21 protein-coding genes and 1 pseudogene are annotated in these 15,375 nt (G+C 37.3%); 5 read left to right on the top strand and 17 right to left on the bottom strand.

All coding sequences use genetic code 11. The annotated features are described in order from the left end of the window. The 8 genes and pseudogenes from ACYQ21_RS06190 to ACYQ21_RS06155 form a co-directional block, all read right to left on the bottom strand. Positions 1–1,250, bottom strand: a pseudogene (locus tag ACYQ21_RS06190) (recombinase family protein); the annotation flags it as partial. Then, positions 1,235–2,452: a recombinase family protein gene (locus tag ACYQ21_RS06185; RefSeq protein ID WP_460056477.1), complete on the bottom strand. Its 1,218-nt coding sequence runs from the start codon at positions 2,450–2,452 to the stop codon at positions 1,235–1,237. The gene ACYQ21_RS06185 and the pseudogene ACYQ21_RS06190, both read right to left, overlap by 16 nt. Before the next feature lie 44 nt (positions 2,453–2,496). Then, on the bottom strand, positions 2,497–2,676 hold the full coding sequence (locus ACYQ21_RS06180; RefSeq protein ID WP_460056474.1) for an SHOCT domain-containing protein: 180 nt from the start codon (positions 2,674–2,676) through the stop codon (positions 2,497–2,499). Between the two features lie 508 nt (positions 2,677–3,184). Further along, complete coding sequence (locus tag ACYQ21_RS06175) at positions 3,185–4,036, bottom strand: N-acetylmuramoyl-L-alanine amidase (protein ID WP_460056472.1); 852 nt, start codon at positions 4,034–4,036, stop codon at positions 3,185–3,187. Next, positions 4,037–4,444 (bottom strand): phage holin family protein, encoded by a 408-nt coding sequence (locus ACYQ21_RS06170; RefSeq protein ID WP_460056470.1) that lies wholly within the window; start codon positions 4,442–4,444, stop codon positions 4,037–4,039. Positions 4,445–4,446: 2 nt separating this feature from the next. Beyond that, a complete protein-coding gene (locus ACYQ21_RS06165) occupies positions 4,447–4,860 on the bottom strand; it encodes a DUF1617 family protein (RefSeq protein WP_460056467.1) in 414 nt (137 codons plus the stop codon). Continuing rightward, on the bottom strand, positions 4,841–5,014 hold the full coding sequence (locus tag ACYQ21_RS06160) for a hypothetical protein (RefSeq protein ID WP_460056465.1): 174 nt from the start codon (positions 5,012–5,014) through the stop codon (positions 4,841–4,843). The genes ACYQ21_RS06165 and ACYQ21_RS06160 overlap by 20 nt, the downstream gene beginning before the upstream one ends. Positions 5,015–5,067: 53 nt before the next feature. Continuing rightward, complete coding sequence (locus ACYQ21_RS06155) at positions 5,068–5,985, bottom strand: hypothetical protein (RefSeq protein WP_460056463.1); 918 nt, start codon at positions 5,983–5,985, stop codon at positions 5,068–5,070. Positions 5,986–6,496: 511 nt separating this feature from the next. Between ACYQ21_RS06155 and ACYQ21_RS06150 the strand changes: the two genes are divergently transcribed. The 5 genes from ACYQ21_RS06150 to ACYQ21_RS06130 all read left to right on the top strand — a co-directional run bounded on the left by ACYQ21_RS06150 (position 6,497) and on the right by ACYQ21_RS06130 (position 9,696). After that, positions 6,497–7,084 carry a hypothetical protein gene (locus tag ACYQ21_RS06150; RefSeq protein ID WP_460056459.1) on the top strand — a complete coding sequence of 196 codons (588 nt, stop codon included), beginning with the start codon at positions 6,497–6,499 and terminating at the stop codon, positions 7,082–7,084. Between the two features lie 93 nt (positions 7,085–7,177). Next, positions 7,178–7,717 carry a hypothetical protein gene (locus ACYQ21_RS06145; RefSeq protein ID WP_460056456.1) on the top strand — a complete coding sequence of 180 codons (540 nt, stop codon included), beginning with the start codon at positions 7,178–7,180 and terminating at the stop codon, positions 7,715–7,717. Positions 7,718–7,728: 11 nt separating this feature from the next. Beyond that, a complete protein-coding gene (locus ACYQ21_RS06140; protein ID WP_460056454.1) occupies positions 7,729–9,102 on the top strand; it encodes a hypothetical protein in 1,374 nt (457 codons plus the stop codon). An 18-nt stretch (positions 9,103–9,120) separates the two neighbouring features. After that, positions 9,121–9,396 carry a hypothetical protein gene (locus ACYQ21_RS06135; RefSeq protein WP_460056451.1) on the top strand — a complete coding sequence of 92 codons (276 nt, stop codon included), beginning with the start codon at positions 9,121–9,123 and terminating at the stop codon, positions 9,394–9,396. Continuing rightward, on the top strand, positions 9,397–9,696 hold the full coding sequence (locus tag ACYQ21_RS06130) for a hypothetical protein (protein ID WP_460056449.1): 300 nt from the start codon (positions 9,397–9,399) through the stop codon (positions 9,694–9,696). A 129-nt stretch (positions 9,697–9,825) separates the two neighbouring features. Here the strand turns inward: ACYQ21_RS06130 and ACYQ21_RS06125 are convergent, their stop codons facing one another. The 9 genes from ACYQ21_RS06125 to ACYQ21_RS06085 all read right to left on the bottom strand — a co-directional run bounded on the left by ACYQ21_RS06125 (position 9,826) and on the right by ACYQ21_RS06085 (position 15,365). Continuing rightward, positions 9,826–11,622 carry a phage tail protein gene (locus tag ACYQ21_RS06125; protein ID WP_460056446.1) on the bottom strand — a complete coding sequence of 599 codons (1,797 nt, stop codon included), beginning with the start codon at positions 11,620–11,622 and terminating at the stop codon, positions 9,826–9,828. A gap of 83 nt (positions 11,623–11,705) precedes the next feature. Continuing rightward, positions 11,706–12,737 (bottom strand): PDDEXK nuclease domain-containing protein, encoded by a 1,032-nt coding sequence (locus tag ACYQ21_RS06120; protein WP_460056444.1) that lies wholly within the window; start codon positions 12,735–12,737, stop codon positions 11,706–11,708. Positions 12,738–12,781: 44 nt separating this feature from the next. Further along, on the bottom strand, positions 12,782–12,922 hold the full coding sequence (locus ACYQ21_RS06115) for a hypothetical protein (protein ID WP_460056441.1): 141 nt from the start codon (positions 12,920–12,922) through the stop codon (positions 12,782–12,784). Positions 12,923–12,969: 47 nt separating this feature from the next. Next, positions 12,970–13,353, bottom strand: a complete 384-nt coding sequence (locus ACYQ21_RS06110) for a hypothetical protein (protein ID WP_460056439.1) — start codon at positions 13,351–13,353, stop codon at positions 12,970–12,972. A 12-nt stretch (positions 13,354–13,365) separates the two neighbouring features. Continuing rightward, positions 13,366–13,950: a major tail protein gene (locus tag ACYQ21_RS06105; protein WP_460056437.1), complete on the bottom strand. Its 585-nt coding sequence runs from the start codon at positions 13,948–13,950 to the stop codon at positions 13,366–13,368. A gap of 2 nt (positions 13,951–13,952) precedes the next feature. After that, the gene (locus ACYQ21_RS06100) at positions 13,953–14,294 is read right to left on the bottom strand and encodes a hypothetical protein (protein WP_460056435.1); all 342 of its coding nucleotides are present in this window, start codon (positions 14,292–14,294) and stop codon (positions 13,953–13,955) included. After that, positions 14,291–14,722, bottom strand: coding sequence for an HK97 gp10 family phage protein (locus tag ACYQ21_RS06095; protein ID WP_460056433.1), 432 nt, complete (start codon positions 14,720–14,722; stop codon positions 14,291–14,293). Before ACYQ21_RS06095 ends, ACYQ21_RS06100 begins: the two co-directional genes overlap by 4 nt. Next, positions 14,722–15,042 (bottom strand): head-tail adaptor protein, encoded by a 321-nt coding sequence (locus tag ACYQ21_RS06090; protein WP_460056430.1) that lies wholly within the window; start codon positions 15,040–15,042, stop codon positions 14,722–14,724. The genes ACYQ21_RS06095 and ACYQ21_RS06090 overlap by 1 nt, the downstream gene beginning before the upstream one ends. An 11-nt stretch (positions 15,043–15,053) precedes the next feature. Continuing rightward, on the bottom strand, positions 15,054–15,365 hold the full coding sequence (locus ACYQ21_RS06085) for a head-tail connector protein (protein WP_460056428.1): 312 nt from the start codon (positions 15,363–15,365) through the stop codon (positions 15,054–15,056). Between the last annotated feature and the right edge of the window lie 10 nt (positions 15,366–15,375).

Below are 15,375 nucleotides of genomic sequence, written 5' to 3'. Positions count from 1 at the left end.
CAATTACCATAGCCTCATTTTCTAGCTTTTTTTGTTTCTTTTCAAGTTCCTCAGTTGAGAATAATTCTCCCTTGATGACATTGAAGTTTTCAATAATGTCATGCTTATCTGAAAACAATTTATTGACGGCATTAATAAATATCTGCTTAATTTCTGCTTCATCAAAATGTGGTGTTTGGCACTTTTTCTTTCCAGAAAATTTGTGATTACATTGCCAGATGACTCGGCGATACTTGTCTGTTGAGTGCCAAACTTTAGAACCATACCAACTCTCACAATCACCACATTTCAATTTGCTTGAAAATACGCTGACACGACTAGAGTGACCATTGTCTTTTCTTCTAACTGCTAATTGTCTTTGAACTGCATCGAACACTTCGGAGGAAATAATCGCTTCATGATTGCCTTGAACATAATACTGTGGAATTTCTCCCTCATTCACTTTCTTCTTCTTGGTCAAAAAATCAACTGTATATGATTTTTGAAGTAAGGCATCTCCTTTGTATTTTTCATTTGTAAGAATTCTTCTAACCGTATTCGCATTCCATATGGCTTTGCCTCCCGGCGTCAATATTTTTTCATTTGATAATTGTTTCGCAATCCCATACAAGGATAAGCCTTTAAAAAATAAGCCAAAAATCTTTCTAATCGTAATAGCTTGTGCTTGATTCAAAACCAGATTGCCATCTTCGCCTCTATCATAACCCAGAAATTGACCAAAGGGAACGGTTACTTTGCCATCTGCGAATCGTTTTCTTTGTCCCCATGTACAGTTCTCTGAGATGGACCGACTTTCTTCCTGAGCCAAGGAACTCATTATTGTGATAAGTAACTCGCCTTTAGAATCAAAAGTCCAGATATTCTCTTTCTCAAAATATATCTCAATCCCCTGTTCTTTCAATTGGCGAACCGTTGTCAGACTGTCAACTGTATTTCTGGCAAATCGACTAACGGATTTGGTTACGATTAAATCAATTTTACCTGCCAAGGCATCCGTGACCATCTGTTTAAAGCTCACACGCTTTGTCGTATTGGTAGCTGTAATCCCTTCGTCTGCGTAAGTCCCAATCTGCACGCCCTTTGATATAAGTCGTGTAGTAATCAATCTGTGCTTCGTAGCTTGTCACTTGGTCTTCATTGTCAGTCGAAACACGGGCGTAAGCTGCGACCTTTTTCTTCCTGTGATTAGTGATTGACCTTGAAGTATGTGGATGACGAGTAGCCGGTATTTTTATTATCTGATTGACCATAATTTTTTATCCCTTCCGTAAAATTCAAATACTAGATGTGCCTCATTGAGAACCTGTATACTTTTTATCTCTTTCGCAAATATAGCCTCATCAAATATGGCTAGGTCTAAAATCTCTGCACAAATATGTTTCAACTCAACCTCATCAAGCTCTATTTTTTCGCATCCCAATTTTGATTTTTTTCTTGATGTACATTGCCATAAAGTTGCTTTATGACTATTTTTCTTGTGGCTCCTTCTACTAAAATTTTTGCCACAGATTTGACACTTGATTTTACTGCTGAAACAATACCTCGGATTAATAAGTACTTGCCTACGTACCAATTCGATTTGTACCTTCTCAAACAATTCTCGTTTAATGATGGGTTCATGACAGTCTGTCATGTAGTATTGGTCCAACTCACCATGATTCCTTCTCTTATGCTTTGAGATAGTGTCGAAAACATAAAATTTTTGAAGTTTCCGATCTCCAATGTAGAGCTCATTAGTCAGAATAGCTTTAATTTGACAAATGCTAAAGGACTTTTCTGCCACCGTTGTAAACTTCTTAAAATCTAATTGTTCTACAATTTTGTTCATGGCAAGACCCGAAAGATATTGCCTATAAATCTCTTTTACAATTTTTGCCTCTGTGGGGACTATCTGATAATTGTGACCATCATACGCATAACCAAAGACCCGACCATACCTGATACCCCCTGTACCATTCTCTCGTTTCTTGCGCAGTGACCATTTGATATTTTCTGAAATGGTACGACTTTCTTCTTGAGCAAAGGAGGCTAGGATTGAAAGCATCAACTCACCATCTCCACTTAAAGAGTGAATCTTCTCCTTTTCAAATCGAACCTCAACATCAAGCTCTTTCAAATGTCTGACTGTTTTAAGTAAGTCGACTGTATTTCTCGCAAACCTAGAAATCGATTTTGTTAAGATAATGTCGATTTTTCCTTGTTCACAATCTGCCAGTAAATTTTTTAAAGAGGCTCGCTTATCCATTGTCGTTCCTGAAATGCCAAAATCTGTATAAACACCTACATACTGCCATTCAGGATTGTTTTGAATGAGCGTGCTGTAATAGCTAACTTGTGCTGATAAAGAATGATGCAATCTATCCGTTTCTTTGGATACTCTGGCATAAGCCGCCACTCGTTTTCGCCTTCGAATTTGTGGCTGTATCGAGTCAATTTTTTGTATCGTTTTCATGATATGCTACCTCTCTTTCCACTACCATATATCACTCTAAATGCCTACAAAGTCAAGGCATTAGGCGATAATAATTCCCCAAAATAGGGATGGTATTTGTCAAGAAGAAGGGTATCTATTTTTTGATAATCTGTCTGAGAAATAGCGCCACTCTCAAGCATAGACTTAGCTACAGATAAAGAGAGGTGATAAAACATATCAGCTTTAATTTCTTGTTTTGGCATCTCACTCTCCCTCTTTAAAACGTTCTGCACAATAACATTGGTGTGAACAGTATTTTCTGTTTTCATAACGATATGCCATGACTTCTTTGCCACAATGTTGACAGATAATCTTGCAAGCTTTCTTTTTCTTTAACTCACTTCGATGGTGTTGCCACCAAAGTTTACGACAGTCGTCCCTACAAAACTTGAGTGGTTTCTTCTTTTCCACTTGCATCATAATATCACCACATTGTCTACAACAGTCAACCTCATCAACTTTAGGTTTTGCCATCATACCAGAGAGCTTGTTTTTCCGACAAAATGATTTGACTGTATCTACAGAAATATTGAGCGTCTTCGCTACTCGCTTATAGCCTAAGCCATGTTGGCGTAGTTTTTTTGATTTTTTCTTTGTCAGTATCGTTCCTGTGCTTTGCCTCCTAAGTAACAGTCAAAAAATATAGGTTAAAAGTTGCGTAAACAAAAAAGCCTGTCAGAATGTCCGAACATCCTTACAGGCTTTCTTTGCTTATCCTAATTTTTGATTAACGAGTGCTTGAACAACATTGTAATCATAACCAGCAGCTGAAAGGCGTTGGCGTCTAGTGTCGCCATTCCCATATTCCCCACGGATCACTGCATCTGCTACTGCATTCAAATCAACTGCTGGGCTTGAAACTAGTCCACTACCTAGTAACTCATTGACTTTGGCCTGTACTTGAGCATAATGATAGCCCCTTGCTTCAAGATTGCGCTTACGATCTTCTCCGTTTCCGAAATGACCTGCAATAACTTGTCTAGCAATACCATTCAAATCTGGTGCGCTTGGTGACACTGAGGGAGCTGTAGAGCCTACACCAATCCCAAAACAACCAAGTAATCCTTTAGCAATGTCATCAATATGACTATTGAATTTCTGCATATCTTCCGAATTGGTAATGAAACAAACTTCTACCAAACGATAACTATACCCTCTAGCATAGGCTCTGTTCGGATTTGCTAGGTCATCTCTCTCCACAATAGTCTGCGCACGACCAGGGAACACTTGAGCTAGATAATTAGCAATTGCTTGATCATAGCTATCTGAACCTCCGATACCACTTTTGATGATAGTATGACCACCCCTAGCTGTTGGGCCGGCACTATCCAAATGAAGTTCAATAATTTGTGTGTCACCAGAAAGACTCAAATTTGAGATACCATCATCCGCATAGTAATTTCTGGTAATATTACCAAGCGCTACATCCCCACCACCGAGTTCTTTCATTTTACTTGCAAGAACCCTCACACGTTCTGCCTCACTATACCCATTACCAACTGCACCCGAATCTCCTGCACCATGTCCTGCGCCATGTCCTGCAATAATCATTAATTTTACCATCTATTTGTCCTCCGTTTTATCATGTAATTGTTCTAAAATATCCGTTAATTTTTGTGGAATAGGCAAGCCAATTTTACTCGCATTTTCCAAAAGTGAAATACCTTCATTTGAAATGTAGAAAAAAGCCACCGCATCTCGTAAAACATTACCATTTCGAATGATTTCCACATCAAGTAAATGCGCTGCACCTACAAGCAAGAAAATCATCATTTTCTTTGTAATACCATGAGCGCCAATTTTACTTGACAACTTTTTATCTGCGATTACTCGCAAAATACCTGTGATATAGTCTACGACTACAAAGGCAACTAGTGTATATAACAAACCGTCAAATCCTCCTAAAAACCAACCAATAAAACCGCCTATGGCACTAAGCGATAATTGAATCCATGTCCATGTTTCTTTCATTTCTATGTTTCCTCTTCTTCTAGTTTCTCCATCAGTAAATCTAATGTTTCTGCTTCATCTCCCGATACTGTCATATCACTATTTTCAAAAGCTTCAATAAGTATTGGGAGCTTGGCCTTTAGTTCTGCTACATCAATCTGAATTTCCTCATCAAGTAATATCGCTTTTTCATGATGATAGGTTTGAGCAGTGTCAGTGACCAAAGTAAAGGAGCCATCTGTTTCCAGCAGCTCCCCTGTCTCATTTCTCTTACCAAATTTTTCTACTAGTTCAAGCTCATCCTTGTAGAAATCTTCTATTTTGACTTGAATGAGTTTGACTAGCTTTGTCCGAATACGACTGACCTTCAACAATAACTCGGTCTGCTTTAAAAGCTGACAGACTGCGATTAAATCTTTATTTTTCAAAGTTATCATAATCGACCTGCTCCTTTAATGCTCCTATTTTCAAGCATAAATCATCCACTACTAAAATAAGCAATTCCACCATATCTGTGCGATTGGCAATCGGTTTTTCTGGTACAAATTTCTGCTCATTCGTTAGGTTTATCTCATCTGGATTATTTGCCATTCTTTCTTATATTTATATTAGTGGGTAGCTCCCGCCAATATAAAACCTTTCTCCTAATTACATTGGGTCCAATTGTTAAATGCTTGTGCATTATACCACCCTGTCGCCGTACCATTACTATTAAAGCCTGTTGGTAAAGCGATACTCTTACCCGCAAGTTTTTTACAGATTTCACGGATTATCCCAAAATCAACATAGACACCGTCATCACACAAATATAGATTACTTCCTGCAAAGACAATCCCTGCCGTACCTCCACCTGATTGAATCGTTTCAAATTGACCTGAAATATTAGTCAATGTAAATCTCACGTGCCGTTCTGTGCCGTCCGAATATGAAACATCAACTTTATCACCAAAATAGACAACGTCATCAAAATGAAACCCTTTGCTCATCCCATTTTGAAGTTTTTTGGCATACCATGTTAATTTCATTGTATAGGTAGAAGCATTTGAAGTATCTTTGTGTGCCCAAGTCATATACTCCGCCGCATAATCTAAATCAAAGTCAAGCCCCCGCCACTCATTATGCCCCGACAGACTGTTCGCACCGATTATGCCGACCAATGTTTCATTACGCCGAATCGTGATACCTTGTGAGTCAATTTGTGTCACAAGTTTACCGTTATCATAGTAGCCAATGCTAGACCCTGTAATTCGGATAGACGCACTCGCAGTAATTGTGGTCAGGATATTCGTTGCTATCTTGTCAGCTGTAATGGAATTAGAGGCAATCCGTGCAGCCGACAAGGTACCTGTTGTGATTTTCGCTGCATCCAGACTTGCGATTTTAGCACTTGAAATTGTCGCATCTCCAATTTTTGCATTTGTGATTACTGCAGTCGCAATCATCGCTGATGTAATCACTCCGCTATCAATTGTGGTTGTGCCGGTAATATGGACTTTATTCCCACTAATCAAAATCCCTTCAGTCGATACATTGATTTGATTAATGACATCACCCTTTGCCACTAAACTTAAAATGAACAGCCAAACAGTAAATTGTATAAGTTCATTATACCGTAGTTGGCTAATTTCCCCTCTTTTAAGAGTTAAATTATATAAAACATTGATTTTGGCTACGAACAAATGTTACTAATTTGACCAATGTTTAATTGGGTTTTGCTCGAATTTTCGCTATGAGCGTTTTTGACTAATAATGCTTATACGGCTTGATATGCCTGAACTTTTCTCAAATTTTGGCTATATCGCTTACGGTGGTATAACAAGCCCTACCACCGTGATAGATAAGGGTTTGTTGGGTTAAAATGGCTATGGATTGGCAGAAATAGACCATACAGTACTTTTTTGTTTTCGTTCCGAACAAAAGTACTGTATAGTCTATTTTTTGTACGTGATAATTTTATAGTTGCGATTAGAGATAGATTACTTTATTTTCTTTTTACGATAAACAGTAAATAATTTGATATAATATGCGTTAAGACCCCCTCTTGTAATAAGATGAAGGGTGGGAAGGTTCGAGATGAAAAAAGTAATCATAGCGATAGTGGGAATTTTAATTCTTGCGATAATTGGATTTAAAGGAAAGGGTTACATGAACAAAAAAGCAGATGAACAGTTGTATCAAGACGGATTTAAACAAATTCAAGATCACGTAACGAACTACATGGTTGAAAACTATGAGGGTATTGAAAAAATTGAATGGGAGGGTGTTGGTGTTGAGTGGCGCAATTCTCCTATCTTTGGTGGTTCGATGTTTGGTAATTTCGTTATTAGTTATGTTCGAGTTTATGCTTCGGAAGAAAAATATTTTAAGATGGACTTTAACTTGAGTGATGAAATGAGATACGATGATGAGTTGGAGAAATATATTTTTGAAGATTATTTTTTCAAAAATTTGGATTATAATATGGATGAGTCAGTTAAGTCAGAAATCTATAATGCAGGTCTTAAACCAATCGGTAAAACTTCTACTGGGGAAAATGAGTATGAATTTGACGAAGAGGCTTGGGCTAATCGTGGGGAATTTGAGGGTATCAAAAAATCAAAAAACGGTAGTACGAATGCAAAAATTATTTATAGTTTAAAGGTTCATGAGCTGAAATATTAGAAAGGTAATCTATGAGTAACGAAATCACAACAGAAACTTTTTGATTCCCATTCATAATTGATATATTCTAGATGAAATGTAGAAAGGTTAAAGATGAAAAAAGTAATCATAGCGATAGTAGGGATTTTAATTCTTGCGATAGTTGGCTTTGGAGGAAAAACTTATATACACAAAAAAGCAGAAGAAAAGTTATATCAAGACGGGGTTAAACAAATTCAAAAATACGTAACGAATTACATGGTTGAAAACTATGAAGGTATTGAAAAAATTGAATGGGACGGTGTTGGTGTTGACTGGGGAATATTAGTACCCTTAAATAAATTTAATGGTAGGGCGTACAATGCTTTTAGTGATGTCAAAGTATATGCCTCAGAAAAAAAGTATTTCAGAATGGATTTTAATTTGAATGAAGAAATGAGATATGATGATGAGTTAGAAAAGTATGTTTTTGAAGATTGGTTTTTAAAAAATATGGATTCTGATATGGACGTGATAGTTAATGTAGGTATGTATAATGCAAGTGATACAGAAAATCATGACATAAAGGAATATGGAGGAATTAAGAAATCAAAGGAAGGTAGTCCAAATGCAAAAATTATTTATAATTTAGAGGTTCATGAAGAAAAATATTAGAAAGATAAACTATGAGTAACAAAATCACAAAAGAAATTTTAGCAAAAGCGATTGATGCAACAAAGGATACAGTTAAAACTGTAAAAGTAGATAAAACATTCGAATTGGAAATCAATGGTAAACCAGTCAAATACCAAGTTGTCAATAAATCTCAAAGTGACAAAAACAACCAATTAAATGCCTTAGCACTTGCCCCAGTCGTAAATGGTAAACCCGATTACAACAATGTTTGCGTGGTATATGCTGGTACAAATATGCCAGGCGAAACAGGAGATGACGGATTTGATACGGCACTTGGCGCTTTGGGTGGTCTTTCAGGAGAATATCAATCTGCTAAAAAGTTTCTAAATGAAACACAGAAAAAAATTGCTAAAAATAACGGTACAATTACTGATGTCGCAGGTTTTAGCCAATCTGCTGGTTATATGATGAAAATGGCTGCCGAATATGGGGCAAAATACGGCTTTAAAACAACCAGTTTTGATGATTGGGGCTACAATCAATTTGACACACTGACCGCTAAAGAAAAAGAATGGTTAAAGAAACATCCAGAAATGTTAGTCCGCTATCAAAATGATTCTTGGGCTGATGGTTCTGGTCGAGACCACAAGTATGGAGATGTAAATTCAATAAGTGGTATAGGTTTCAACGGACACAACACACTTGCAAAATACTGGAAAGGCGATTATTTAGATTTAGACGCTCTTGCCAAAGACGGTATTTTTGCGCCGAATATGACTAAAGCACAGGTAGCTGAAGCTGCTAGGAAATGGGCTTATAATCGTAGAGATAAAAATGCACCTTCTTTGGCTATTGAAGCCGAGACTGAAAAAAGAATAAAAGAATATCTCAAAATATACGGTAGTTATGGTTCGAGTAAAGATATTTCTGGACTTTCTAAGTATATGAAATCATCAAAAAATGCTAAAAGTATTTTCGGTCATACTAGCATATTAAAAATGTCTGGCTTAGGAAAAATTAAAATTGCCGGTAGTGGTGGTGTTTCTAGCTTTGGAAAAATATTTTTAGATAGTGATTTAAGTTCTGCAGGGACTACTTTTATTGATGAAGCTATTGAAGCCCTTAAGAGAATTGAAAAAGTAAATAATCATTTGGTTGAAGACGTTCGAGAGATTTATGACCGCAATTTAGAAGCAACGATGTCAACTTGGTCTTGGATTCTGGATTCTTATGATGTGGAATCTGAAGCCTATGAAAGACAACTTCAACCAGAACACCATATCAATCAAGCAGAGGTTGATAATGTGAGTCGCAAATTAACTGCTGAAATTAAAGAATTGACCGACTTAAAGCAGACGCTTAAAAAAGTTGTAGCTAACCGAGTGGCACAAGATAAAGCATTGGCGAATACATTTGGATTTTAACGATGATAAGGAGTGACGATGTTTGAATTTTTAGAGGAAAAGGCAAAAGAACTTGCCAAAAACACAGCAGGTACATTAATGTCTGCTTCAGTCAAAAAAGACCTTTGGCTATTGGAAAATCGATCTAAATCAACGATTAAGGGGGATAGTAATTTAAAGAAAAGTGCTTTATTAAGCTTATCTCTCCGAACTCAATCAGGTTTGAAAGGAAAAGCAGGTACTGCTATGAATACAAAGGTTAAGCAGATAAGGGCTTATAACTATTATAAAGACGGTGCAGGTAGTATAAAGTAAATGGATAAACGATATTTAGTCGAACAGTTTGAAGATGAAGAAAATAGCTTGCGAAAAGAAATCTTTTCTGGTGAAGAACAGATTGAAACTGCTGCACGAAAATTTCAACGTATTCAAGATAATGCTTATGAATATGCTTTGTCACAGGATATACTAGATGATGAAGTGAAATATAGGCTTGAAAGAAATGAAGCTGAATTTTTTGAAGCTAAGGATAAGGCAATTAGGCTGTTAGAAAGTAAACAGGAAGAATTAGTTGAAATGCAGAGAACGCACAGAAATAGACTTGAAACGCTTTGAATGAACATAATAAGAGGCTGGGACAAAAGTCCACAGTCACTAAAATAAAAAGCAAGCTAATCCAATCAATTTTGATTGTTCTAGCCTGCTTTTTTCTATATCCGACAGGTTACCATCAGTTTTCTGAGATTAATCGCCAATCAAAGCAACGAGTAGTCTTATACCTGCATCAATCAACTGAGGAATAGCACCAATAATCGCTGTGATGACATTCTCAATAATCACAGGAATAGCAACAACTATAGCTTCAATGATGGTTGGCAAAGCCGTGACAAGAGCTGTCAATAATTGGATGCCTGTGTCGATAATCAATGGGATTGAGTTGATAAGAAATTCGACTAATGCCGTGATAATCGTAGGTAAACTTTCAACCAACATTGGAATCGCAGTCATCAACCCCTCAGCTAATCCAAGTATGAGCTGCAAAGCAGCATCCAGTATCATCGGAAGATTTTCAATCAACGCTTTAACGATTGTAATAATCGCTATTGCTGCTGTCGGAATTAATTCTGGCAAAGCTTCTGCTAAACCAGATATCAAAGTGGTCACTAATATAAAAGCCGCCTCAATAATGAGCGGCAAATTTTCAATCAAAGTTTTAACAATCGTTAAGATTGCATTGACAGCAACAGGTATTAATTTAGGCAACAATGCTAGAAGTGTTGCCAATACAGATGCAAATAGTGTGGTCACAGTTTTTAAAAGTGTTGGAAGCAAGTCACCAACTGCTGTTAAAATTGCTTGAACAGCTTGAGGCAGTGCTTTAACAATATTTTCAATCACTGGCACAATGTTTTTGATAACTGCTTGAAAAGCCTCGACCATGTTGCCAGTCAGATTTTGCATATCAGCATCCGCATTACCCAATCCTGCTGTAAATGAGCCAAGGGCAGCTTGAAGTAAGCCGATAGATCCTGAGACAGTCTGAGTCGCTTCTTTAGCGAAATTACCAGCATATTGTTCTGTATTTTCAAAGAACATCTGCATGGCAACTTCTGCTTTTTCAGCCTGTGTTGCTGTTTGCCATGTGAAATCAAGTCCTTTCGCTAAAGCATATGCCTCGATATTGGTCGCGTTCATAGAAACCCCAAGGTTGTCCATCATGGTAAAGTTGCCCTTGGCAGCTCCTGCAACGGAGTCAAGTGCTACTTGCATATCAATCCCCATAACAGAGGCCATATCTGCTGCACGTTGCATGGATTTCTCAGTCAATTCAGCTGATTTCTGAACATCAACTCCTGACCCCTGAAAGAGAGCCCCCATTTTATTAGCAGTCGCAAGGTACTGACTTTGAGAAACACCCATCGTTTTATAAGCATCCTCACCTATCTTTTGCATATGACTGGCATAATTTTGGAACACAGCCTCAGAGCCTCCAAGGTTTTGCTCAAGTTCGCCAAACTGAGAAACAACATCCTTAGCTAGTTTGATAGCAGCAGCTCCAGCCGCGACCGCTACTGCACCAACAGCTATACCGAGTCCTTTCAAAATCCCTGAAAATTTTTCAAACTTAGAACTAGATTTTTCAGTTTCATCAGCTGTTTCTTTGATTTCTTTCCCGAGGTTATCAGTCCCTTCAGTTGTCTCGTCTAACTCCTTCTCCATACCATTAAGACTGGCTTTGGCATTATTCAGCTGAATCGTCCAATTTTGAGTCCGCTTATCGTTTTCTCCAAAACTTTCAGACGCATGCTTCAACGCGCTCTCAAGGGTAGTGATTTTTTCCTTTTGAGCATCAATAGATTTATTCAAGACAGCATTTTTGGTCGATACTGCACTGATGCTTTTATCATTCTTGTCAAACTCTGAGGATACAAGCTTCATTTCAGAACCCAGTACTTTAAAGGATTGGTTAATATCTCGAAGTGAGTTTTTAAACTCTTTTTCGCCTTCAACACCTATCTTTAAACCAAAACTATCAGCCATCTGAACCTCCCTCCTTAAATTTTAGGTATAAAACAAGCAAGGTATGCTTGCATAATTCCTTGCTTTATCAATTATTTTCTATTTTATTCTTCAAATTCGGATTGTACTAATTTTCTCAGTTGTGCTATATCTGGTAAATAAAGTTGATACTTTGAAACAAACAAATCTGTATCCATACCATAGGTAGCGTATTCTACCATCGTATCATCTTTATCAGCTCCTAAAATGATACCAATAGGTGGGTTGTCATCTTCATTATTTTTATCCAAGGCATAGTAACCAAGATAAAGATTCATCTGACCTATATCCCCATGCTTCACTTCTCCAACTTTTAAATCAATGATAACATAGCGTTTTAAAATAACATGATAAAATACTAAATCTGCGTAATAATCAGTGTTTTTAATCGTTAGACGAACTTGTCTCCCGATAAACGCAAAACCTTTACCAAGCTCAAGTAAGAATTCTTCTAAATGCTTAACAAGCGCCGTTTCTAAATCATGTTCCTTTACTCGTTCTTTTTCAGGTATACCCAAAAATTCAAGAACATAATTATTTTTCACAATATCTTGTGGAGTTGTTTCAACAACTCCTTTTTTAGCTAGTTGTAAAACCCCTTCTTTATCTTTAGATAATGCCAATCTTGGGAATAATGCAGAATCAATCTGTCTACGTAATTCTCTTACACCCCAATGGTTTTTGACTGTTTCAACCATATAGAATTGACGTTCTAACTCGTCCTCAATGGAAATTATCTCTAAATAATGTGACCAACTTAATTTTCCAGACACTGTCTGGAATTTCGGAAATCGAATATAAAACTCTCGCATTTTAAATAAATTCGATTTTGAAAAACCTTTTCCTAAAAGAGCAGTTAAATCCTTAGATAAATTTACCATAAGACTTTTACCGTAGATAGCTTTTTCCTGCCCTTTTTGCTCAAACTCAACAACGTATTGTCCAATAGACCAATTCATCTGCAAAAGTTCAATATTAACAGCTTGAATTGCCTTACTTCTACGTGTTTTAACAACTTGACCAATATTTTTAAGTAAATCTTTATAATCTGTATTTGACCCATTATTATTTGATACTAATTCTTCTTTATCTGACAAAACAATTCCTCCTATGTTTCTTAGTAGTCTTATTATACCAGATTTCAGATGCCGTTCGGTATGACATCATCAATGAATAGCTCAATCTTTGGCTCACTGATGCCAACATACTGCTTGTGACACTCCCATAAATCCAAGAATAATCCTAGTGGACAAGTCCAGAAATCATCTGAACTCATTCTCATTTGAACTGTCCCATAATAGTAAAGGCGTGTAAATACGATCTCATCACTTACACGCCCATTTTGTTTTTTCCTGTATCAACACTTTCGATGTTTCGATTCGTACCTTTAAACATTGCTTCGGTAATAGCTGATTTATAGGTCGCTAAATCAAGTGGCGAAGTCAACAATTCTACATCATCCACTGTCAGAAGGTCTTTAGGCTGCTCCTTATTTTTAAGATTATGAATTAAGACCGATTGATTCGCTAAAATTGTTATCAGCCAAATAATCTCATCAAGTGCCATTTCAAAGTTTTCAGACTTCATCAGCTTCTCGCCTAGATTTTCTAAACCGCCGTAGCGTTTTGCAATCTGTTTGGTAGCCTTAGTGGTCAAAATCAATTCAAACTGTTCATCGCCAATCGTGATGATTGCACTTCTTTCTTCCGCCATTTTCTAGTCCTCCTATTTAAAATTCGGTTCATAAACTGAGGTATACCATGCGTTAATTGTTGCAGGTAAGACATCTTTATCTCCTTCATCAACTTCAGCTTTCCACGGATGCTTGCCTTGCTTATCAAGTTTGTTTCTACGCATGACCGTTCCTTCAATTGATGGTGTTGAAAATGTAATACTGTCACCTTTAGTTGAAAGACTCGTTGAGGGTACGGCAAATTTAACTCGGTAAAGCCAAATATATTTATACTTGCCATTTGATTTTTTAGCACGAAAGCCAATCGCAACTGGATTGCCACCATCTTCACTAGCTGAAATTAAGACACCATTATCATCAGTCGCTGCACCAGTAAGTGCTTGTGCAATATTTCGACCGATGTTATCAACGCCAAGTGTCAGTTTTCCATTTTTAAATTCCTTAACAACCTCACTCGCCCCATCATCCGCATAAAGCGTTGCCTCCGCAAGTTCCACTGATAATTCTGCCGTCATTGCTTTCGCAAGCATAACTGGTATCCCATAAGTTTCATCTCCAGTTGTAGCTACCTCCGTGATTGCTGCATAAAAAAGTTTATCTAATCCTACTGTTGCCATCTTTACTCCGCCATTTCATAATATTTAGCGACATCAATCGCTATGTGGTAATAGCCTGTATTATTTTCATAATCGATAAAAAATCGATTTATGATTGTAAATTCTGCCTCCAACAAGGCTGTCGTAATTTTTTCTTTAAGCCAGAGATAATTACCTCTTGAAAACAATGATAATCGGACTTCATGATGATCAAACAGCGGTGCATTATCACAAAACACTTCAAAAACATCCGCAAGAGGTGTCAGAACACAATATTCATTTGGTGGCACATCACTGAACACACCGACTGCCACAGGGATTGATAATTCCTCAAGTAACGTATTCAGCTCAGATAAAATACTCATATGCCATCAATCTCCTGTTGTAATCTTGATTTCATCGCCTCAATACAGGCTTTTCGACTCTGTGACTTGGCAGGTTTGAGGAATGGTTTCGCAGGTTGATTATGTTTGCCATACTCAATCATATTCGCAATCATGGCATTTGATGTGCCATCACTTCTCTGCTCAGAAAAGCCAACCTTGATATGCCAATTACCATTTCTGTCTTGAAGGGGGGGTGAAATACCAAGCGCTCGTTCAAGTTCTCCTGTTGAGCGACTAGGTATCTTAGTCCCTTTACCAATGGCAAGCGACAGATTATTCCTGACTTTTGATTCAACTATGCGACTACCGCTTTTCAAAACTTTTGAAAGTATCCCATCTGTCTTGCCTTCCAATTTCGATAGTGAAAGCAAAAAGTCATCTGGCATTTTCAATTGAACATTGGCCATTACTTTTTACTCCCTTCGATTTTTTCAGCTAAAACTTCCAAGTACATCCCACGATGACGCACATCTTCTACTGACAAGATTTGAAAACGTTCATTGCTAGATACAATTGCCATCTTATCCGTCACTTCTAAATCTGGTAACATCCGAAACCTGAAAAGTGATGTCGCAGTTGAGAAAGTTGCCATATTGGCCCACTTTTCATTCCCGTGTCGATTTTCTTGATAGGCTCGGACTGTTGCTAGTACCATATCATTCGAAACAAGAAAACCATTCGAATCTTTTGAAGGCGAACTATGCCTGATTTCAATTCGCTGATTCATCTTCCCAAAACTCATAACTGCCACCGCCTATCTAATCTCAACAATAGATTAACCGTATGCCAAACTTGCGCACTAGCATTCACGTTATCTGCGTAAAAGCCACCCGTTGAACCATCCCGACTCTCATAAAAGTGTGATGACAACATAATAATCGCTTGTTCGGTTGTTGCAGGAATTGAATTTTCCTTGTAAAAACACGCCGTTAAATGTTGATAACTCTCTGCATAAACGATTGCTGATGTGATAAATACTTGTATTAATTCATCATCCTCATTATGAGAAATTATCAGATTTGCTTTGACCTTTTCAAGTAAATCATCCATCACTTCGCTC

The sequence above is a fragment of the Pseudolactococcus yaeyamensis genome (assembly GCF_054658615.1).
Note: the sequence above shows the minus strand (reverse complement) of the source record. Positions and strands in the feature narration are given on the sequence as shown.